Origin of the sequence: Flectobacillus sp. BAB-3569, assembly GCF_002270355.1 — a bacterium.
Lineage (GTDB): Bacteria > Bacteroidota > Bacteroidia > Cytophagales > Spirosomataceae > Flectobacillus > Flectobacillus roseus.
On sequence record NZ_NJFZ01000027.1, the window covers coordinates 19,099 to 42,179 of the forward strand.

Consider the following 23,081-nt stretch of genomic DNA (forward strand, 5'->3'; position numbering starts at 1 on the left):
AATCATTATATTTAGGACTACTTAAAGGTTTTTTCAACCAAATAAAAGTTGGAACTTTTAGTAAAATATTATGCAATATACTGATTTTCAGAACAAATCAATATCTTTAATCTTAATTTACAGTAAATACTAATAAATATTATATTTAAAAATTAAATTCGGCAATTTATTACTACCCAACAACAATAAAACACAAAACCGCAGACTTTTAGCTTTTTATCAGCTTCAACTCTGCGGTTTTATGTTTTGGTTATATTTTACCTAAAATCAGATTATAAGTTTTTCTCCAAAAAATTAGTCATCATTGTATAAAGGTGTAAACGAGTGTTTCCTCCTGCGATACCATGATTTTTGTTTGGATAATAGAATGACTGGAATTGCTTGTTATTTTTGATTAAAGCATCTTCTAAGGCTACTGCATTTTGAAAATGTACGTTATCGTCACCAGTTCCATGAACTAATAAGAAGTTACCTTTCAAGTTTTTAGCATGAGTTACAGGTGAATTATCATCGTAGCCAGATGGGTTTTCTTGAGGTGTTCTCAAGAAACGTTCTGTATATACCGTATCATAATAACGCCAGTTGGTCACAGGAGCAACAGCAATGGCAGCTTTGAAAACGTCAGCACCTTGAAATAAACAATTTGATGCCATAAAACCACCATAAGACCATCCTTGAATACCAATACGTGCGGCATCGATGAATGGCAGTTTACCAAAATATTTAGCTGCTTCAATTTGGTCGTGAACCTCTAATTTTCCTAAGTTCAAATACGTACATTTCTTAAACTCAGAGCCACGTCCTCCCGTTCCACGATTGTCTACGCATGCTACGATGTAACCTTTTTGAGCTAATATTTGATACCAGTAGAAGTTTGCACCATCGTACTGATTCAATACTTGCTGGCTACCTGGGCCACCGTATACAAACATCAATAAAGGATATTTTTTATTTGGGTCAAAATTAGTAGGCTTAATCATCCAAGAGTTTAGCTCAACACCATCAGCAGTTTTGATTACAGTAAATTCTTTTGGAGAAATATTATAACCTGTCAAACGTGCACGCAAATCAGCATTATCTTCCAACACTTTAATCAATTGAGTATTAGCAGAACGATACAAACTTACTTTTAATGGACTGTTTGATGCCGAATTGTTCAAAATAAAGTATTTGAAGTCTGGACTAAAGTTGGCAGAGTTCATACCACGCTCAGCAGACAACTTCTTTTTCACTTTACCATCCAACGAAATGCTGTACAAATGACGTTCGATAGAGGCAATCTCAGTAGAAGTAAAATACAATGTATTGGTTGATTCATCAATACCATAAAAATTATCCACTTCCCAATTACCAGATGTTATTTTGCGAACTTCACGACCCAACATATCATACTGATATAAATGTTTATAGCCATCTTTTTCGGAAGACATAATAAAGCTTTTGCCGTCAGCCAAGTACGTTAGATCGTCGCCAAAGTTTTCAACATCTACGTAAGTTCTACTTTCTTCAATCAAAATAGTCGTTGTCTTACCCGTAAACGCATCAGCGTGAATCAATTCCATTTTGTTTTGATAACGATTCAAGCGACTGATTGATAGCACGTTGGTATTGATTGTCCAACGAATACGTGGAATATACAAATCGGTTTCTTTACCCAAATCCATTTTTACTGTTTTGGTATCTACAAGATTATAAACCGAAATACTTACAGCCGAGTTAGGTTCACCTGCTTTTGGATATTTGTAACGGTAGTCAGTAGGATACAGCTTACCCCACATTTGCATATTGTATTCTGGCACTTTGCTTTCGTCGAAGGTATAAAAAGCAATTTTGCGACTATCTGGCGACCAGAAAAATGCTTTTGCAAAAGAAAACTCCTCCTCATATACCCAATCGCACATCCCATTGATAATGTTGTTCCATTTACCATCTGTCGTAATTTGACGCTCAGCCATGGTGTTCAAATCAACCATAAAAAGGTTATTTTGGCGAACAAAAGCTATTTTAGTACCATCTGGTGAAAAGGTTGCAAAAGACTGTTTGCCTCCAGCCGATAACTTAACCAATTTTTTGGTCTTAATATCATACACAAAGTTTTCAGCGCGCGAACTGCGACGATAAATTTGCTCAGGATCTGTTTCAATTAAGATTTTTTGTTCGTTGGAAGACAAAGTATAATCTGCAATCGTAATCTTTTGACCAAGATTTTCGACACTTACTCCTTCATCAAAGAGGGTTTCTACGGCAGCTCCGTCAGTTACCTGATGCTTTACAATACGACCGTTTTCTAGTGCCGAATAAAACGAGCCATCTTTCATCCAATTGATACTACGAACTTGCTTTTGCGAAAAGGCAAATTTGCTCCAAACTTCGTCAAGGCTCACATTTTTCTTTTGAGCAACTACACTCAGGCTACTGTACATAAGCAATGCTATTACGGAACAAATGATTAGTTGTGTTTTTTTCACTGTATATAAAAGGTTTCTGTTGTTGATATAAACTAGTTAGTGGGCAAAATATAATTTAATTTTTGAGCTTATGGTTTTCAGCTTTGGTCATTCAGCAAAAATATATCTATTGTTACTAAAACACAATTTAACACTTTTTGACTTGTGTCTGTTGCCTTATGCCTTCAACACAATACTTAAGTCTGTCAAATTTAAGTAAAATAGTGCAATTTACTACCCTAGTTCTGACTGGTTTTTGGGCTCTTTCGTCTAAAGATAACAGCCCCAAACTCGGCTTTCTTTCCGTATTTCTGCATTCCATCGCAGGAACTAAGTACTGTCACCAGCTCTATTTCGTTGCGCGAAAACTGTTTAAGTTTTTCCATATCTATTTCTTCATTATCAACAATATAGAGTGGAACTTCAGGCTTTTTGTTTTCACGCATTTGTTTTAGCTCAGATATCACACGTGACATATTTGCTAATGATTGGTGAAATACTTGTCTCGTTTTAATCTTGATGGTATCTATTTTATTTTCCTTTCTTTCGGGAGCTGGGAAAGAAGTACTTCCTTGTCCTAAAGTGGTTTCAATAGACACAACACCATCTAAATTGATTGTTTTTCGATTGGTATATTCATTCTCAAGTCGATTATCAATCATATAAATCACCGATTGTGCTTCGAGCTTGGCTTTTCGATAAGCTCGAAACTCATCCATATCAGCAAGAACGGTGTCAGATAGTATTTTCCATCCACCATCAGAAGCTATCTTCTCACTTTCTATAACATTAATTTTAAAAACCAGATTGGGCAATGTTTTAGTTTTATGTGTTTTTACTACAACTAACCCTCCCTCAAATCGTGAACTAAAATAGCGTTTGGCATTTTCAGGAGAATAGACTTTAATAGATTCTATTTCGGGCAACTTAAGATTCCGCTCAGTAAATCCAATAGCTTGTAGTTGTCCATCAACCAAATATCGAGGAGACGTTGAGGTTTTTTCTGATGAAAGTCCTAAACCATCAAAAAAAGGTTGCTCTACCGAGCAAGTATAGCGAAGCTCTTCTAAAGTCAATTTTTTGAAGGTAACAAAGCTTTCAGGCAAATCGTCCAGATACTGAATTGCCGCCGCTGACAGTGGAACAGGCTTCTTTAGGCTAGATTTTTCTTTAGCATAAACATAATATATTGAGGTATCTGTAGCATTACCATACACTTGAATATTTGGCATTTTATCGAGATATGATTTACTAGAAAAAATTACCTCGTTGACTTTAACAATTGCATCAGGATGTATCTGCTTTTTATCTAAAACTTGATTTTTGGAAGCAAACCAAGGTACACGATTCATCAAAAATCTAACAGAAGTTAAATCCTTCTCAGTATAATAGAATAAAGAATCTGTCGGAAAATACACAGGTCTCATAGGATCTGCTGTATTTTGAGAATAGGCTTTCATCGAAAGAAAAACCAATAGGGTGACTATAGAAAAGTTAGCGCGCATAACTGAGAGAAGAGTATATTGAACTTATTTCTTAATTTACAAAAAATTGATGCAATTCTAAAGCTATTTAAGATAAGTAAAAGAAAGTTATTAGTTAACCGTAAATCAGTGATTAGAATTATCTCATAGTCAGAAGGATTACAATCAAAATGTACTGCAGATGTATTATTACTTCTTCCCTATTACTTAGGTGAAGGCTAATTCCATAAAAAAAGCTACCTTTTGGGTAGCTTCTCTTTCAATAATTCACATTGGTATGAAAAAAACATAGCGCCTATTGCATAGAGCCTATTGCATAGCGCCACATTAATTACCAAATAGTACAATATCGTTAGACTGTACCACATTACTTTTGTGAAGGGCACGGTCAGTAATCCAAATATCAAAACGGATGGTATCTTTTTTTCCTGTCAATGAAGGAATACCACTGAAGTTATTGTAGTCAAAATTGATAGAAAAATCGATACTTCCCTCGATTGGACCAGGCTTATCTCCTTCTTTATAACGTTGGAAATGGTTTCCTCCTAAAGGAAAACTAGGAGTTGATTTGATATAAGTACCTTTCTTTTTTACATACAAATCCACATCGAAAGTACGTAAGTTAGGTTGAATCAAAATCAGCTTTTTATAATCATCTTGCGTAAGTCCCAAATCGCCATCACCATCTTGGAAATTGATGGTCAAAATCAAAGAGTCCCGTTTGGTGGTGTTACCCAAAAGATCGGATGATGTTTTAGTAATAATGCGTGCCGAGTTGAAGCCAATATACGGTATTACGTCAAAAGTTGGTTCGCTCACGCAACCAAGCATTCCAAAAAGTCCTAATAAGAAAAAAGTAATTTTTTTCATGGGGGCACAAGTTCTTTACAAGGTAAAAATCTATCAAACAGTTATCTGACTGCGTTTAAGAGCGTTTTGTGTGTTCAAAAAACGATGGCATTCTTGGAACGAAAAAGCCCTTGAAATGTTGTTCTTTCAAAACCAAACTTCTGTAAAGTTAATCATTTGAAGTAATTTTGCACGGAGAATTCCCAAAATCAACATTTTTGTATTCATAGGCTGTTACTTCTCATATAGATAAGAGCCCCATTGAGCTACAAAAAGTTTCTTTACAATACTATGCAATCATCAAACGCAGACATATTAAAACAACGAGTATTGTCGGTAGATGAATCAAATTTTGATTCACTAGCTCTCGATATTTTTCAATTTCAAGCTACAAACAATCCTATTTATCGTCAATATATCGAGCAACTTGGAAAAAAAACTTCTGATATTACTTCAGTTAGTGACATTCCTTTTTTGCCAATCGAATTTTTCAAATCCCAAACTATCATTACCAACCAAGTACCAAGCAAAGTTGTTTTTGAAAGTAGCGGAACCACAGGCTCACAAACCAGTCGTCATTATGTATATGACCCAGATTTTTATGTAAAGGTTGCAATACAGATATTCGAAAAATTTTATGGGTCTTTGGCAAATTTTCAAATTTTGGCCTTGCTTCCCTCCTATTTGGAGCGTAACAACTCTTCGTTGGTTTATATGGTCAAAAGTTTTATTGAGCAAACCAATTCACAATATTCTGGTTTTTTTTTAAACGACTACAAAGGACTTATTGAAAGTCTTAAAAAGGCTCACAAAGCAAATCCTAAGCAAAAAATTCTCTTAATCGGAGTAACTTTTGGGCTTTTGGACTTAGCAGAGTCAGGAGAAGATTTTAGTTTCCTCAGAGACTTTGAAGATGTTATCATCATGGAAACAGGTGGTATGAAAGGACGTAGAAAAGAATTATTACGAGAAGAAGTTCATGAGATATTAACTGCGGCATTCGGTGTAAAAAGCATTCATTCAGAATATGGCATGACCGAGCTACTTTCGCAAGGATATTCTTATGGAGAAGGTATTTTTGAGCTTCCAGCATCTATGCGTGTGTTGTTGCGCGACGTCAACGACCCTTTTACATTAGTAGATTCAAGTGTGCGTTCAGGAGGTATTAATGTTATTGACTTGGCCAATATCGACTCATGTTCTTTTATCGAAACCAAAGACTTAGGCAGTTTTTTACCAGACAATCGCCGTTTCCGCATCCTAGGCAGGTTCGATAATTCAGATATTAGAGGCTGTAATTTGATGACGCTTTAGAGTGATGAGTTTTGAGTTAGGAGTGCGGAGTTTCAGACAATTACGGATTGGGGATTTCTGATTTCGGAAATATTGAAAATAACTCAATTTTTGTAAAATATTATTCGAAAATATGGGCTACACTTCCGAAATCCAACATCCGATATCCGAAATAGATATTTTCTCCGCACTCCTAACTCAAAACTCATCACTCTTAAGCATGTGCTTCTAGCCACTCTTCACCATTGTCGTACACTTCTTTTTTCCAGATAGGCACTACTTGCTTGAGCGTATCGATAAGCCACTTGCAGGCTTCAAATGAAGCTGCACGGTGAGGCGTTGCTACAGCTATTACTACGGCTACGTCGCCTATCGAAAGTACACCTTTGCGATGTACCATTACAATTTTTTCGGTATTCCAGCGTACTTGAGCTTCATCGGCCAATTCTTGCATTTTTTTGACAGCCATTGAATCATACGTTTCAAACTCTAGTCGTACTACCGACTTGTCTTTATTATGATTTCGAACGGTTCCAATAAATACATCTACTGCCCCAGCACGTTCAGACTGAGCAGCGTCAATACATTCTTGAATATTTATAGGAGAATCTGCAATAGCAATCATAGCCTCGTGATATGTGTTTTTTGATGAAAATATCGAAGAATCCTACACTTTCTCAGTGCGTTTTTCTAAAGTAACAAAATCGAAAGCATATGCATGCTTTTCATCAGGAGAAAAAGACTTACGTTCTTTCTCTATCCAAATGTTTGTATCCAAGATTGGGAAAAAGCGTCGCCTTCAAAATTATGATGCACTTGGGTCAAATATACCGTGTCTGCCATATCCAATGCTAAAGCATAGATTTGTGCTCCGCCGATGATAAAAGCCTCTTCTGTTTCTATTTCTTTTGCCTTTTCAACTGCTTCCTCTAAAGAACCCACAACAATACAACCCTCAACCTGATAGTCGTTATTGCGTGAAATAATGATGGAAGTACGATTAGGAAGTGGTTTCCCAATAGACTCAAATGTTTTACGACCCATGATAATCACATGACCAGTTGTCAAACGTCTAAACATTTTAAGATCTTCAGGCAAATGCCAAATTAATTGATTGTCTTTTCCTATTACGCCCTGTTCGGCTGTTGCAACAATTATTGAGAGTTTCAAAGTTTTATTTCTTTAAAATGCTATTCTAATTTTTTTGTAAAAATAAGCAATAAATGTTCTTTCATTAGTACGCCTTTCAAGATTGTTGGTCTTGTTAAGTCGTAATTGTGGTTTTCTATTAAACATATTCTCCATAACTTTAGCAACCCTAAAATTATGAATACAATACCGATATGCTAACTATGAAAAAATTATTACTACTTATTCCAGTACTATTACTATTCGGGTATCTGATTTGGTCCAATCTCGATCGACAAGAGCTTGACCTCCCTACTGATGCTCAATTCAGAGACTATCAAACGATTGGTATTGATTCAGGTCGTGGAAATCTCATTGGAATTCAACCTTTCATGGTCACAGCAGACTATAGTTCAGAGAAAGCTTTTTATAAAAAAATGGATGGTTATTTTGCTCAGCTCAAACAACGCCATTGGCTCAACAGCAAAAGTATTGTTGTGCTTCCCGAATATTTGGGCACATGGTTGGTAACTGTTAATGAAAAGCATTCGGTATATACTTCGCCCTCATCAGCCAAGGCATTGCAAACGATGGCACTCAGTAATTTAGGAAGTTATGCGAGTGCCTATTTGAGTGTTCCCGATTCTGTTAAAGTACATCCAAGATATGCTATTTTTAAGATGAAAGCGGAAATAATGGCAAAGATTTATGGTAATGTTTTCAAGAAAATCGCCTCCACGTATCAGGTACATATTGTGGCGGGGTCTATTCTTTTGCCTAATCCCAAAGTTGAAAACAATGAGATCATTCCACAAGATGGACTCATGTATAATGTCTCGGCAGTGTTTCGCCCAAATGGAACTATTGCTATTGATTTGGTCAAAAAAAGCTTTCCTATTGCTGAAGAACAAGCATTTTTAGCTGCTTCGCCAATACAAAACCTTCCAAGTTTCGACACTCCTGCAGGTAAATTGGGAGTACTAATTTGTGCGGATTCATGGTTTCAAGAGGGTTATCAAGTTCTTATGCAAAAGGGTGTGAAAATTCTGGCTGTGCCTTCATTCTGTTCTATCAATTTTGGTTGGCAAATTCCCTGGACTGGCTACAGTGGTTGGCCAACGCCAGTACAAGCCAAAGCTGATATTGGCATTTTGACAGAAGGACAAGCTTGGCTAAAATATGCCATGGTAGGAAAAGCATTTACAGTTGGGAATATGCAGGCAGGGATGAATGTATTTCTAAAGGGGCAGTTATGGGATTTTGGATTTGATGGAAGAACGACCTCTACTCTTGGTACAAAATCATATACTGACAATCAATCACTTAGCTCAACCGCAACGTGTTTATGGCTTTAACGCCATTTAGGAAGTCTTACTTTACCGTTTAAAAAAATGAAGTGAAAATAATGTTAAATTTCAATTTTTTATGTTAAGTTTATATGTTATTGCACTAATTGCTTGCCAAATGTTTGTTTGCAAAATCATTACCAATCAGTTAGTATTAATAACAAAAATAAGTTAACGATATTAATATAGGTATAGGCAAAAACGTCAATGGAATTTTCTATTGACGTTTTTTTGGTCTACGATATACGATATGATGAAAATTAATTCATATATCAAGCCACGTATTTTATCATTACTCCCATAAGAGATTACTATGTTTTTACTAGACGACTCTGCTCACTATACCAATCATAAAGACGTTTGGCCAGACTATCAAAAAGCGTTGAAGGCTACAATCATTTCACAATCACGATTTCTTGATGATACAGTTGCCTTGGAAAGGCAGCATCGTAATTGGAAAACCAGACTAGAGGTTGACTACAGGACACTAGACAAACATAATCCTCCCTTTACTCGGATGCGTTGTCGGTATAAGACCTTAGATAACTTTGTTTTTAGGATTTATGAAGAGGGTTGGCTTGGTATCGTTGGTAAAGTATTGGGTGCGCAAGACCTTACGATTGGCAATACAAAATTTGATGAGAAATTTATTATCAAAAGTAATCACCACAAAATCCAAGATTTACTAACAAACAGCTCTGTCAAAACGAGTCTTCTTTCTATTTCTCAGCAAGTAAACTTCCAATTCAGAATTGTAGATAATAGTGGTATTTTTATGGATGGTCTACCCGATGGAGTACATGAATTATACATGGAAATGGACGGTATTATCCTCAACTTTAAGACCATTAAAACTATGTTTGAGCTATTTATAGAGGTAATGGATTCGTTAGAAAAACTAGGAACAGCTGTAGATGAGAAGGTTGAATTTTAATTTTCTAAGGTAGTCGTATGTGCTTTAGGCAACAGGCACTAGGCAAAGAGTTTTAACATGTTTTTGCCGAAAGCCCATTGCTGAAAGTCGAAAGCCAAATAGTTGGATTTTATTTTGCCTACTAACTTCTACAAAAAAAGGGCTTCGAGTAACTAGCACTCAAAGCCCCTTTTATTATTTATAATTTGTATTTTTCTTATTTAGAAAGATACAAATTACGTTCGCTATACACTTTGCGGAAGAACTCATCTTTCAATGAATCAATGAAGTAAATGGCTTCACCTGTTGATTTCATTTCTGGCCCTAATTCCATATTTACATTCGGGAATTTGTTGAATGAGAATACTGGAATCTTGATTGCCCATCCGTTTTTCTTAGGAGCAAAGTTGAAGTCTTTCAATTTAGCACCTAGCATTACTTTAGTAGCGTAGTTTACATACGGCTCTTGGTATGCTTTACAGATAAATGGTACCGTACGCGAAGCACGTGGGTTAGCTTCGATGATATACACAACTTCGTCTTTAACGGCAAACTGAATGTTAATCAAACCTTTTGTTTGAAGTGCTAAAGCAATTTTTCTTGTATGATCTTCGATTTGACGAATTACATTTTCAGATAAATCGAATGGAGGTAATACCGAGTGAGAGTCACCAGAGTGAATACCCGCAGGCTCGATGTGCTCCATTACTCCGATGATATAAACATCTTCGCCATCACAAATTGCATCAGCTTCTGCTTCGATCGCGTTCTCAAGGAAATGATCTAGCAAAATTTTGTTACCTGGAATATCACGTAAGATGTCTACTACGTGTTGCTCCAATTCTTGCTCGTTGATTACAATCTTCATTGATTGTCCACCCAATACGTAAGAAGGACGAACCAACAAAGGATACCCCAATTGACGACCTAATTCTACTGCGTTGTCAGCATCTTCACAAACTCCAAATTTAGGATATGGAATGTCATTTTCTTTCAACAATGTAGAGAATGCACCACGGTCTTCAGCTAAGTCAAGGGCTTCGAAAGATGTACCAATAATTTTGATACCATATTTCGATAATTTCTCAGCTAATTTAAGTGCAGTCTGACCACCCAACTGAACGATAACACCTTCTGGTTTTTCGTGTTGGATAATGTCATAAACGTGCTCCCAGAATACTGGTTCGAAGTATAATTTATCAGCGATATCGAAGTCTGTCGAAACTGTTTCAGGGTTTGAGTTAATCATGATTGCCTCATAACCTGCTTCTTTTGCCGCCAAAATACCGTGTACACAAGAATAGTCAAATTCGATACCTTGACCGATACGGTTAGGACCAGAACCCAATACGATTACTTTTTTCTTATCAGTTGCTACCGACTCATTATCAAGCGTTTCTGAACCTTGCGAGAATGATGAGTAGAAATAAGGAGTTTTTGCTTCAAACTCAGCTGCACAAGTATCTACGCATTTGTAAACACGTGTAATACCGTAGCTTGTACGCAAGTCGTGTACTTCAGATTCTAAACAACGTAAAGCGTAAGCAATTTGACGGTCAGCAAAACCTTTGTGTTTTGCTTCTTCCAATAATGCTTTTGGTACAGACTGAAGTGTGTATTTCTCTAGTTCATTTTCCACTCTTACTAAATCTTCCACTTGGTATAAGAACCATTTGTCAATCTTAGTAGCGTTGCGGATTGTTTTGAACGAGATACCCATTTTGAAGGCATCGTAGATATGGAACAGACGATTCCAAGATGGATTAGCCAATGACTTCATGATAGCATCTTGATCGCGCAAGCCTTTGCCATCTGCTCCCAAACCATTACGTTTGATTTCGAGTGATTGACAAGCTTTTTGCAATGCCTCTTGGAAGTTACGACCAATACCCATAGCCTCACCTACTGACTTCATTTGGAGACCCAAAGATTTGTCAGCTCCGTGGAATTTATCAAAGTTCCAACGTGGTACTTTCACAATCACGTAGTCAAGCGCTGGTTCAAAAAACGCAGAAGTTGAACCTGTGATAGCGTTAGTTAATTCGTCAAGGTTGTAGCCAATCGCCATTTTAGCAGCGATTTTAGCAATTGGATAACCAGTTGCTTTCGAAGCCAAAGCCGAAGAACGAGATACACGTGGATTGATTTCGATAGCAATGATATCGTCAGTATCAGGATTCAAGGCAAACTGAACGTTACAACCACCCGCAAACTTACCAATCGCATTCATCATCTTGATGGCCATGTCACGCATCTTTTGGTAGATAGTGTCTGGCAAAGTCATCGCTGGAGCTACTGTAATAGAGTCACCAGTGTGAATACCCATTGGGTCAAAGTTCTCGATAGAACAGATAATGATTACGTTGCCTAAGTTGTCACGCAACAACTCAAGTTCGTATTCTTTCCAACCCATGATAGATTGTTCTACCAATACTTCATGCGTAGGCGAAGCGTGCAAACCTTTGTTAAGAGCAGCGTCAAAATCTTTTGGCTCATTAACAAAACCACCACCAGTACCACCCAAGGTAAACGAAGGACGAATAACCAACGGGAAGCCTGTTTCCTGCGCAATTTCTTTACCCTCCAAGAAAGAACGAGCAGTACGACCTTTACAAACGCCAACACCAATTTCTAGCATTTTCAAACGGAACTTCTCGCGGTCTTCGGTAGTTTCAATCGCATTGATGTCTACACCGATGATACGTACTCCGTATTTTTCCCAGATACCTGCAGCGTCGCAATCGATAGCTAAATTTAATGCCGTCTGACCACCCATAGTTGGCAAAACGGCATCGACTTTGTGTTTCTCTAAGATTTCAATAATAGACTTTTTCTCAAGTGGCTTCAGATATACATGGTCTGCATTGAGAGGGTCTGTCATAATCGTGGCAGGATTCGAGTTAATCAAAATAACCTCGATTCCTTCTTCACGAAGTGAACGCGCTGCTTGCGAGCCAGAATAGTCAAATTCGCAAGCCTGACCGATGATAATTGGACCTGAACCGATAATGAGAACGGACTTGATGGATGTGTCTTTAGGCACGGCTGTACTTTATGTTAGTTTTGAAATAATACGTAAAATAAAAGTATTCAGTACTGATTTTCAGCGACTTACTATTAGAACATTCATGATTAATTGAAATTTGTGATAAAAACATGTCTCAAAAAATCTAATCATTAGCAAATACCTGATTATCAGAGTGCAATTTTTGTGGAACATCCTTAAATTACATAGCGGTAACAAAGGAAGGATATGCTCAAAAATTGCACAAAGGTAATAGATTGAGCCGAAAAACGAAGCCTAAAATTGTATTTATTTAATTTTTCAAAAACTTTCTAAGAAAAATATTATTCTGTTTTTACCCTAAAAACCCCTAAAATTCGCCTCTAGCAATACGCCAAGCCAGAAAAAAGAATAGTTGCGCACGTTTTTGCAAAATGTCAAATTCTATCTTATCGACATCGTCGGTTGGTTTGTGATAGTCGTCATGCTCACCGTTGGTAAAAAAGATAATTGGGATATTATGCTTGGCAAAATTGTAGTGATCTGAACGATAATACAACTGCAATGGGTGCATCTCTGAGCTGTAAGCATAATCCAGAGACAAGTGTGTGTAGGTATTATTAGTATTTTTTAAAAGACTATCCAATTTGGGATTCATTTTGTCTGAACCAATCACATAAACATAGTTGGGGTCTTTTTCTTCTTCGTGGTAATGATCAATACGACCTACCATGTCAATATTGAGGTTACATACGGTTTTATCGAGTGGTAAAACTGGATGCTCTGTATAAAATTCTGAGCCCAACAACCCCATCTCCTCTCCAGCTACCGTCATCAACAAAATACTTCTTGAAGGTTTATAACCTGCTTTTTGTGCCTCCGCAAAGGCGGTAGCCAAAGCCAAAATCGTAGATGTGCCTGAGCCATCATCATCGGCTCCGTTATATACTTTCCCTTGATCTTTTCCTAAATGGTCGTAATGTGCTGTAATAACGACTACTTCGTCTTTTCTATCTGTGCCTTCAATAAAGCCCAGTACATTTTCGGTAGGAATGACGCCTCGTCCTTTGATATGCTGTGTTTTAGGAGCATGAATGACACTATATTGTTCTAAGAAATACCGTTTAATATAAAATGGTTGAATAAAACTATCTCCTTTGAGGCTATCTTTTACGATTGGTAATAAGCCTTGGCTCTCAAAATGTTTTGCTATATACTGAGCCGCCTTTTTTTGTCCAACAGTACCTGTACGACGACCCGCTAGCTCATCGGATGCAATGTAGGTTAAATGTTTTTTTAATTCTGGCACCGAAATATACTGCGCAAATCGAAGTGCAGTGCTGTCTTGAGCCTGTAAATAATAGGGAATTAATGTTAAACAGAAGAGTAATTTTTTAAGCATAATTGTTCTTGGATAAATGGTACTTTTGGTGAACAGGCGAAAGGGGCAACACCTCAAGGTATTAGTGCTGAATTGTGAGTTGTGAATTGTGAATGTAAATTTAAGTTTTCGGCTTTGGGCCATGGTCTTTGGACAAAAATAAGTCTGTGCTTATCAAAAAGCATGTTAAAACTCTTTGCCTGGTGCCTAGTGCCTATTACAAAAACCTACTACTATTTCATAAGAAATATTTGACTGAAAGCTAAATCGTCAGAGTTAATTTTACCTTATTACTTACTGCCCCATGTAGCACAAAGGCAGCCATATAAGCTGCCTTTGTTGCTTTGACTTTATTTTTGCGCTTTAGCACTTGATTTGATAACTTCTCAAAATCAGCACTCCTATTAAGGTTTGTTTGAATCTACCACAATACGTTTATCACGATTTGCCAAATCCCATGCCATATAGTACACCAATTTGGCACGTTTTTCCATTTTGTTAAATTCAATTTTCTCTACATCGTCGGTAGGCTGGTGATAATCATCATGAACACCGTTGAAGAAAAATGCTACAGGAATTTTGTTTTTAGCAAAGTTATAATGGTCTGAACGATAATAGAAACGGTTAGGATCATTAGGGTCATTGTAACGGTAATCCAAATCCATTTTTGTGTACTTGTTATTGCTCGTCTCCATGATTTGATGTAATTCTGAAGACAATTTATCAGAACCAATCACATAGATATAGTCACCTTTTCCTTCATGTTCTTTGTCGGTACGACCTACCATGTCGATATTGATATCGCAAACTGTGTTTTCCAAAGGCAACACAGGATGTCTTACATAAAACTCAGAACCTAGCAAGCCTTTTTCTTCACCAGTTACCGTCATAAACAACATACTACGACGAGGACGGTGACCAGCTTTGGCAGCTTTTCCGAAAGCCTCAGAGACTTCCAATACAGATACCGTTCCAGAGCCATCATCATCTGCACCGTTATAGATTTTACCATCGTTTACACCCACGTGGTCGTAGTGAGAAGTTACCACAACGATTTCATCTTTTTTATCAGTACCTTCCAAGAAACCCAATACGTTGTAAGTTTCGACAGGAGTAATAGTGCGCTCGATACGTAAAGCGCCTGTTTGTGGTGTCAAAGAACCAGCAACTGTTTTTTTCGTTTCGGCAGCTTTAGCACGAAGTGCATCCAAATCGCCAGCTTTGATGCCCAACAAATCTGTTGCCATAGCATTGCTCACGTTTAGGACAGCAAAATCAGCTCCTTTAGGCTCACCATCTTCACGGAATCCCATACGAGCATTGCCAAAACGCTTCATCATTACTTGGCGCTGTTTGATCGCTTTATCAAAATCTTCGTCTGAAGTTTTTGTAATCAATATCATAGCTTTTGCTCCTTTTTCTTTAGCAATCGCCATTTTATCTTTCCAGCTGTCAGCTTTACTCCATTTTGAAGCTTCGTTACTACCTGAAAGTACATAAGTACCATCGGTATTACGAGGTTCGCCATCAAATGCTACAATCACTTTTCCTTTTACGTCCATGGTAGCGTAGTCGCTCAAGCGAGATTCGTCGATACCATAACCCACAAATACGAAATCTACTTTTTCTTCAGTGTTGATTGGAGCTGTATTGCTAGCAATAAAGTCTTGGAGATACACATAAGTCTTGGTATTGGACTTGATATAAAATTCGCCCCAACCACGTTTTACTAAATCTACTAATTGGAAATGCGATTTGTCGGCACCAACGATTCCTTTCAAGCCTACCGATTCGAAATGATTGGCAATGTATTGTGCAGCTACTTTTTGTTCTGGCGAGCCAGTGTCTCTACCTTTTAGGCTATCAGAGGCAATAAATGTAAGATGTTTTTTTAGGTCGTCAGCCTTGATGGTATTAGCGTACTTAGCAATCACTTTATCCTGTGCCAAAGTAGCCGTACCAGTCATGAGCAACAAGACAGCGGGTACTATCAGTTTTTTCATATAAAGGTATTTTGTTGAATGAATCTACGAAGATAATGAATTCTTGGTGTGGGACAAATGGGAGTTTGTGGGGGTATATCAGAGCTTAAACAATTTTTCTCTTGAACACTCTTCTATCTCATGCAATTTTCTCACAAAAGTCAGAGAATTAGTAAACACTTACCTAAAACTGGATTAATCCAAGAATGATTGCTGCGTTTTTTTGAAAAAATTACTAGAACAATCTTCTGAAACAGGATGTTACTTGTAAAAATCGCTCTAATTAGCACTGTCCGAGCCTTCTGGATTCAATGTTAGGGATTTGTGAACAAGTGTTTGCTGTTTTGATAATAATTCTACTTAAATTTGCAGCGATTTCCGACAAAATACCATCAAATCACCCATTTAATGAAAATCAACTTTCAGTATCAGGAAAAATTTGAGACACGCCATAACAACTCACATGTAGCTGACCGTAAGGCTATGTTAGAGGCAATTGGTGTTGATTCGATCGAAACACTCATCAACCAAACAGTACCTGCGGCAATTCGTTTGCCACAGGCATTAAATCTTCCAAAAGCAAAATCTGAAGCTCAATTTTTGAAAGATTTCAAGAAATTAGCTCAGTTAAATGATACCTACAAATCTCATATTGGGATGGGATATTATGATACAATCACTCCTTCTGTGATTTTACGTAATATTCTAGAAAATCCAGCTTGGTATACTGCTTATACTCCTTATCAAGCAGAAATTGCTCAAGGTCGTTTGGAGATGTTGCTCAATTATCAAACCATGATAATTGATTTGACAGGAATGGAAATTGCTAACGCCTCGTTGCTCGACGAAGGTACAGCTGCTGCTGAAGCGATGACTATGCTTCACGGACAAAGAAAAGGTGCCAAGAAAAACGCTGAAACCATCTTTGTTTCTGAACTATGTCACCCTCAGACTATCGATGTATTGGTTACACGTGCTACTCCACTTGGTATCAAGGTTGTAGTAGGCGACCACCGTACTGTTGACCTTACTCAGGAAGATATTTACGCTGTATTTGTACAATATCCTGCTGGTGATGGTTCTATTTTTGATTACACAGACTTTATTGCCTCGGCACATGAGTTGAGTATCAATGTTATTGTTGCAGCAGATTTGCTTGCCTTGAGTTTGTTAAAATCTCCAGGTGAAATGGGTGCTGATGTTGTAGTAGGTTCTTCTCAAAGATTTGGTGTACCAATGGGCTTTGGTGGTCCTCACGCTGCATTCTTTGCAACAAAAGAAGAATTCAAACGTCATATTCCAGGTCGTATTATCGGGGTATCTGTAGATGCTCAGGGAAATCGTGCTTTGCGTATGGCTTTGCAAACACGCGAACAACATATTCGTCGTGAAAAAGCTACTTCTAATATTTGTACAGCACAAGTATTGTTGTCGGTAATGGCTGCGGCTTATGCAGTTTATCACGGACCAGAGGGCATCAAAGCTATTGCGGAGAAAGTTCATGGTTTGACTAAATTGACAGCTTTGGCTCTCGAAGAGCTAGGATATAAAGTAGAGACTGAATCATATTTTGATACGATTAAAGTATTTATCGACGAAGACGAGAAGCGTTTAAGAATGGAAGCATTGGCTAATGGCATCAACTTCCGTTATTATGATGACTACCGTTACATCGGTATTTCTTTGGACGAAACTTGTACTTTGGAAGACGTAGAAACAATTATCTACGCTTTTGAAAAAATTGGTAAAAAAGAAGTAAAACTAGAAAGCCTTTTCGACAAAGTTGATTATGCTTTCCCTGCTTCTTTGAAACGTGAAAGTGCATATTTGACACACGAAGTTTTCAATAGCTATCATTCAGAACATGAAATGTTGCGCTATTTGAAGCAATTGGAAAACAAAGACCTTTCAATGGTTCACTCCATGATTTCGTTGGGTTCTTGTACTATGAAGTTGAATGCTACTACCGAAATGATTCCAGTAACTTGGCAAGAATTTGGTAACGTTCACCCATTTGCTCCAAAAAATCAAGTTGGTGGTTATTTGAAAATGATTGATGAGCTAAACGTATGGTTGTCTGAAATCACTGGTTTTGCACAAATGTCATTCCAACCAAACTCTGGTGCTCAAGGTGAATATGCAGGTTTGATGGTAATTCGTGCATATCATGAGTCAAGAGGTGATTTCAATCGTAATGTAGCCTTGATTCCTTCTTCTGCACACGGAACTAACCCAGCATCGGCTGTCATGGCGGGTATGAAAGTGGTTGTGACGAAATGTGACGAAAACGGAAACATCGATGTTGCTGACTTGCGTGCCAAAGCTGAACAATATTCTGATAGTCTTTCGTGTTTGATGGTAACTTATCCATCTACTCACGGTGTATTCGAAGAGTCAATCAAAGAAATTTGTGCATTGATTCACGAGCATGGTGGTCAGGTATATATGGACGGAGCTAATATGAATGCGCAGGTTGGTCTTACCTCTCCTGCAACTATTGGCGCTGACGTTTGTCACCTTAACTTACACAAAACGTTCTGTATTCCTCACGGTGGTGGTGGTCCTGGTATGGGTCCAATCGGTGTGGCAGCACACTTGGCTCCATTCTTGCCTGCTCACGCTGTTGTAAAAGATGCAGGTGGTAAATTGGGTATCACAGCGGTTTCGGCTGCTCCTTATGGTTCGGCTAGTATCTTGACTATTCCTTATGCTTACATTGCCTTGATGGGTGGCGACGGTTTGACAAGAGCTACAGAAACAGCGATTTTGAACGCCAACTATATCAAAGCTCGTTTGGAAGGACACTACCCTGTACTTTACACAGGTACAGAAGGACGTTGTGCTCACGAAATGATTTTGGATTGTCGTCCATTCAAAATTTCAGCAGGTGTAGAAGCAGAAGATATTGCAAAACGTTTGATGGATTATGGATTCCACGCTCCTACTCTTTCGTTCCCAGTTGCTGGAACATTGATGGTTGAGCCAACTGAATCTGAATCTAAAGCGGAGTTAGATCGTTTCTGTGATGCAATGATTGCTATCCGTGCAGAGATCGCTGAAATTGAAGCTGGTGCAGACAAAACTAACAACGTTTTGAAAAATGCTCCACATACACAATATGTAGCTTTACAAGAAAACTGGGACAAACCGTATTCTCGTGAAAAAGCTGTATTCCCATTGGCGTATGTAAAAGCTAACAAATTCTGGCCAACTGTATCGAGAATTGACTCAGCGTATGGTGACCGTAACTTGGTTTGTGCTTGTATTCCAACAGAAGAATATGCTCAATAGGGAAAAGACGTTATTAGTTGGTAGTGTATCCGTTACTGGATTGTACTCGTATTATTAACTTAATTTTACCCAAAATTAGCATAAAGCTTTATACTATAGGTTAAAAAAAAGCGGTCGAAAATTATTTTTCGACCGCTTTTTTTGATGCTGTAATGCTAGATATGTCTGGGCTTTAGACGCAAAACATTGTGTTTCTATGAATGAAAATAATCACTCAATCTTCAGGTGAATAAATTCACCTACTAAATGGAATCGTATTTTTTACTTTAAGGCTAATCTGTGTAAGGCTTTAAATCAAGCATATTTCTTCTTTCAAAAGGATAATGTATAGACAGCGTCGATACCATTTTTCAAAATGATGCATCTTTAGATGCAAAATACTGTGTTTCTACAGGCACAATATAAATTCAAAAATCACTCATTCACTCTTTTAGTGAATCGCTCATTTTTATTTATCTAAATATCGCTAACGTACCTTTAAGTTCTAGCTCTGGGTGGTCTGGAAATGGAATGATATGATAAGTATATGATCCCATCGGTAAAACATTCCCATTATAAGTACCATCAAAACCACCATAACTTCCGTAAGAATAATAGGCAATCTCTCCCCAACGATTAAATACGCGTACTTCTGCATTGGGATAAGCTGTTATGTTGGTTAATTCCCAAGTATCATTAAATCCGTCTCCATTAGGAGTAAATACATCTGGAATCCAGATTTTTTCAAACACTACGACATCTACCGATTTTTCGTCACTACAATTTGAGCTAAATGGACTTTCTACCTTCAAAGTGTAAGTTTGTGTTGCTGTAGGATTGGCTATGGGAGTTGGAATTTTTGGATCGCTTAAGGCAACATTAGGAGTCCATGTGTAAAGATAGGTTGGATCTGTATAGTTACTTTGAAGCACTACACTTGAACCTTTCCACATAAATTCAGTACGAGCAAATTCGATTTTAGGAATTTCATGAATGATTACCTCTTGCTGGGCTATACCATTCAAACAACTCAATGTGCCTCTCACTTCGTAATTTACTGTGTGTTTTCCGACTCCTAATCTGGCATAATCAAACTGCGTTGCTGCGACACCATCAATCGTGAAAGCCCCCCCAATAGGAGTACCTTCCAAAGGAACTGCAGTATGATTTAGCCCACAAACGGAGGGAATATTCGTAATTTTGGGCTGAACCTGATTAACAAATTTTGCCGTGAATACCTTTTCGGCACTACACTCTCCATCCGAAACCTTCACTTTATAATCAGCATCACTAGTGATTGTTAATTTGCTACCTACCTCCGATAGTATAGTACTATTTTGAGACCATTCATAACTTACAAAACCTGTGGTAGCTTGTAAACTGGCTGGTTGTCCAATACAAAAATCTGTACCGCCAGTGCTACTAGTAAGTACCACTTGAGGGTCTTTTACGACAATTTGAACACTATCCTCTAAATTTGGACAGCTATTATTTTGTGGCAAAGAATAAAAGATTTTGTGAGTTCCTACTTTGGCATCTTGTGGCGAAAAAAAGCCCATAGAGGTATTGGTAATACCTGGCCCTCTGAACGTACCTCCAGCATAATTTACCGAAAGATTAAAGCCTGCTGTACTTACACCACAGACTGTTGGAACGGGCGTAATGACTGGTTGTTGTAAGGAAAAATAAGTAATCTCATAAGGGGTAGATGATTTTACACAACCTGTAGTTCTATCTATTACTTCGAGTACATACTTACCTTCTTTGGTAGCCTTAATGACAGTATTATTATTATTTAGCGAGTTATTATTGAGTCGCCAATTATAAAAAACATTAGTGACTGTATTGGCTCGAAGCTCTAGGGAATTACCTTTACAGATTTGATTGGTGGCTACAGCGGGCGTAATTTCTGAAATTGGAGCTACCAAATCTATAACTGTCACTTCTGGAAATGAAACAGTTGCGTTACCAGATTTACGGTTAGCAAAAAGTCTATATCTACCTGATTCTGTAATATTCAAATCACTACCATTGACACCTCCCACCCCATTCACTTGAGCCGACCAACTTTGTGAGGATACCACGAACTGTTGCCAACTAAAACCTGAATAATCATCGGGGTTATCAACATACAAACGTAGAGAACTGTTAGGGCATATACCTAAACCATCCATCTTAATTTGCTGTGCAAATGACGAAGAATAACTTAGGAATAATATGGCGAAAAAGGCAATATATCGGTAAATCTTTGAGGGCATATAAGTTAGTAATCGAAATTGTAGGAAATACTTTTTGATATGGGCTATTTGTAAAAATCAGGAATGAAGAGTTATTTTTGGGGTGCTGTTAGAGTAAATTTTCTATCACACATTTACCCAAAATTCTTTTCTAAAACAGCTTTCAAAGTATAATCCTGATTCTCAATAAGATTGACAAATTTACTGTAATTAACGTTGCAATACAATTGAATATTTTCCTGATACTCTTTTCCAAAAAAGAAACCCCTTCATCAATTGACAAAGGGGTTTGCTAATATGGGATAAGATAGAGTCTTCGCTCGCGATGAAAACTTCCGTTAATTAATTGGTCCCATTTCTTATTATCTTTTTAGAAAAGGCTTTTACCTAATTCTATTTATCTCGCTGATTTTTGAATTGTAATTGGAACACATTCTTGAGGTCCGCAATCACAAGCTACAGGCTGAATTCTCACTACTTGATCTGTAAAACAACCATTGGCATTGAATACTCGAATCGTGTAGGTTTTTGTTGCCGTTGGATTCGGAATATTCGCCATCAAGATACCATTGGTAGGAATAACCGTTGCCGTTGCAAAGTTTTTCGTTCCTGTGTAAGTTGAAGCTTCAACAATGTCATATTTATCTCCAGTATTGAAACCTGCGATACGAATTGAACCGTTGTTGATAGCTGTGGTGTTGTTACATTCTGAGTTAGTGACAATCGGAACAAAGTTTGGTTTTGCATAGACCATTACATCTGTTGTAGCTGTTGCCACACAACCATTAGCAGAAACAGCTACCATATAAATACCTTGCGACAATGCGCTCGCTCCAGATACTACAGGGTTTTGATCTGTCGAAGTAAATCCGTTAGGCCCTTCCCAACTGTAAGCCGTACCACCACTTGCTCCTAGAGTAATAGAAGAACCTGCACAAGCACTTACCGAAGTAGCGGTCGCATTTACACTATTTTTGGTTACTGCCACCGTTGTCGTTGCTTCACAGTTTTTATCAGTAATTACTTTCACGGTGTATGTTCCCTCTTGGGTAATAGATACCGTTTGAGATGTTGAGCTAAATCCGTTTGGCCCTGTCCACAAGTAAGTTTGACCGCTAGTTACACCTGAATTAATTGTCAACTGAGTTGAAGCATCCGAGCAGAATGCTGTTGCTCCTGTTACAACTGTTGCTGCTTTAGGGTTCTGAGTCACATTGAATACCTGAACAGATTTACATCCATTAGCTTCCGTAATATTCACCGTATAAGCTCCAGCAGTTGATACGCTAATTGAAGACGTTGTTGCTGAAGTATTCCAACTATAAGTAGCATTGGTAAATCCAGTGACTGCCAAAGTTGTTGTACTACCTTCACAGAATTCAACTGCTTTAGTCGTTGTTGGAATAGGACTCACTGTAATACCAACTGTCGCAGTAGTTGTACAACCAGAATTACCTTCGATAGTGACTGTATATGTTCCTGAATTACTTACTGAAACATTCGACAGTACAGGGTTCGTTGTTGTGGCAGTAAAGCTTGCTGGGCCGCTCCATGAGTAAGATTTTACGCCAGAACCAACCGTTGCATTTACATTCAAATTAACCGAACCTCCTGAACAAACAGTTGTCGCAAGGTGATGAAGGATAACTCTAAACTTCTGACAATCTTTAGCACCAGACAAAAACCATGCTTTGACAATGGTATGAGGCGACACACCCCAAACACCATTTGAATCCCAAGCACCATA

General features: G+C 37.8%; 13 protein-coding genes and 1 pseudogene. 4 read left to right on the top strand and 10 right to left on the bottom strand.

The features are described from left to right. Nucleotides 1-272 precede the first annotated feature (272 nt). The 3 genes from BWI92_RS21930 to BWI92_RS21940 all read right to left on the bottom strand — a co-directional run bounded on the left by BWI92_RS21930 (nt 273) and on the right by BWI92_RS21940 (nt 4,801). On the bottom strand, nt 273-2,468 hold the full coding sequence (locus tag BWI92_RS21930) for a S9 family peptidase (RefSeq protein ID WP_310588947.1): 2,196 nt from the start codon (nt 2,466-2,468) through the stop codon (nt 273-275). A gap of 218 nt (nt 2,469-2,686) precedes the next feature. After that, the gene (locus BWI92_RS21935) at nt 2,687-3,952 is read right to left on the bottom strand and encodes a hypothetical protein (RefSeq protein WP_095166846.1); all 1,266 of its coding nucleotides are present in this window, start codon (nt 3,950-3,952) and stop codon (nt 2,687-2,689) included. A 306-nt stretch (nt 3,953-4,258) separates the two neighbouring features. Next, nucleotides 4,259-4,801, bottom strand: a complete 543-nt coding sequence (locus BWI92_RS21940) for a hypothetical protein (RefSeq protein ID WP_095166848.1) — start codon at nt 4,799-4,801, stop codon at nt 4,259-4,261. A 270-nt stretch (nt 4,802-5,071) separates the two neighbouring features. Between BWI92_RS21940 and BWI92_RS21945 the strand changes: the two genes are divergently transcribed. After that, entirely contained in the window at nt 5,072-6,094 is a 1,023-nt protein-coding gene (locus BWI92_RS21945) for an acyl transferase (RefSeq protein ID WP_095166850.1), read from the top strand. Nucleotides 6,095-6,287: 193 nt separating this feature from the next. Here BWI92_RS21945 and BWI92_RS21950 read toward each other — a convergent pair whose 3' ends face one another. Beyond that, complete coding sequence (locus BWI92_RS21950; RefSeq protein ID WP_095166852.1) at nt 6,288-6,698, bottom strand: molybdenum cofactor biosynthesis protein MoaE; 411 nt, start codon at nt 6,696-6,698, stop codon at nt 6,288-6,290. Nucleotides 6,699-6,829: 131 nt separating this feature from the next. Further along, nucleotides 6,830-7,243: a dihydrofolate reductase gene (locus tag BWI92_RS21955; RefSeq protein WP_310588948.1), complete on the bottom strand. Its 414-nt coding sequence runs from the start codon at nt 7,241-7,243 to the stop codon at nt 6,830-6,832. Between the two features lie 182 nt (nt 7,244-7,425). Between BWI92_RS21955 and BWI92_RS21960 the strand changes: the two genes are divergently transcribed. Both BWI92_RS21960 and BWI92_RS21965 read left to right on the top strand, forming a co-directional pair. Then, nucleotides 7,426-8,556: a carbon-nitrogen hydrolase family protein gene (locus tag BWI92_RS21960; RefSeq protein ID WP_176464508.1), complete on the top strand. Its 1,131-nt coding sequence runs from the start codon at nt 7,426-7,428 to the stop codon at nt 8,554-8,556. Between the two features lie 304 nt (nt 8,557-8,860). Then, the gene (locus BWI92_RS21965) at nt 8,861-9,481 is read left to right on the top strand and encodes a hypothetical protein (protein ID WP_095166856.1); all 621 of its coding nucleotides are present in this window, start codon (nt 8,861-8,863) and stop codon (nt 9,479-9,481) included. A 196-nt stretch (nt 9,482-9,677) separates the two neighbouring features. Here BWI92_RS21965 and carB read toward each other — a convergent pair whose 3' ends face one another. The 3 genes from carB to BWI92_RS21980 form a co-directional block, all read right to left on the bottom strand. Further along, nucleotides 9,678-12,503: a carbamoyl-phosphate synthase large subunit gene (carB, locus tag BWI92_RS21970; protein ID WP_095166857.1), complete on the bottom strand. Its 2,826-nt coding sequence runs from the start codon at nt 12,501-12,503 to the stop codon at nt 9,678-9,680. A 331-nt stretch (nt 12,504-12,834) separates the two neighbouring features. Continuing rightward, a complete protein-coding gene (locus BWI92_RS21975; protein ID WP_095166858.1) occupies nt 12,835-13,866 on the bottom strand; it encodes a M28 family peptidase in 1,032 nt (343 codons plus the stop codon). Between the two features lie 383 nt (nt 13,867-14,249). Then, entirely contained in the window at nt 14,250-15,848 is a 1,599-nt protein-coding gene (locus tag BWI92_RS21980; protein ID WP_095166859.1) for a M28 family peptidase, read from the bottom strand. Nucleotides 15,849-16,235: 387 nt separating this feature from the next. On the opposite strand from BWI92_RS21980, the gene gcvP reads away from it, so the two are divergent. Continuing rightward, a complete protein-coding gene (gene gcvP / locus BWI92_RS21985; protein ID WP_095166860.1) occupies nt 16,236-19,118 on the top strand; it encodes an aminomethyl-transferring glycine dehydrogenase in 2,883 nt (960 codons plus the stop codon). Between the two features lie 452 nt (nt 19,119-19,570). Here the strand turns inward: gcvP and BWI92_RS21990 are convergent, their stop codons facing one another. Together BWI92_RS21990 and BWI92_RS27415 are read right to left on the bottom strand one after the other, a co-directional pair. Beyond that, nucleotides 19,571-21,355 carry a gliding motility-associated C-terminal domain-containing protein gene (locus BWI92_RS21990; RefSeq protein ID WP_095166861.1) on the bottom strand — a complete coding sequence of 595 codons (1,785 nt, stop codon included), beginning with the start codon at nt 21,353-21,355 and terminating at the stop codon, nt 19,571-19,573. A gap of 376 nt (nt 21,356-21,731) precedes the next feature. Beyond that, a pseudogene (locus tag BWI92_RS27415) lies at nt 21,732-23,081 on the bottom strand (immunoglobulin domain-containing protein); the annotation flags it as partial.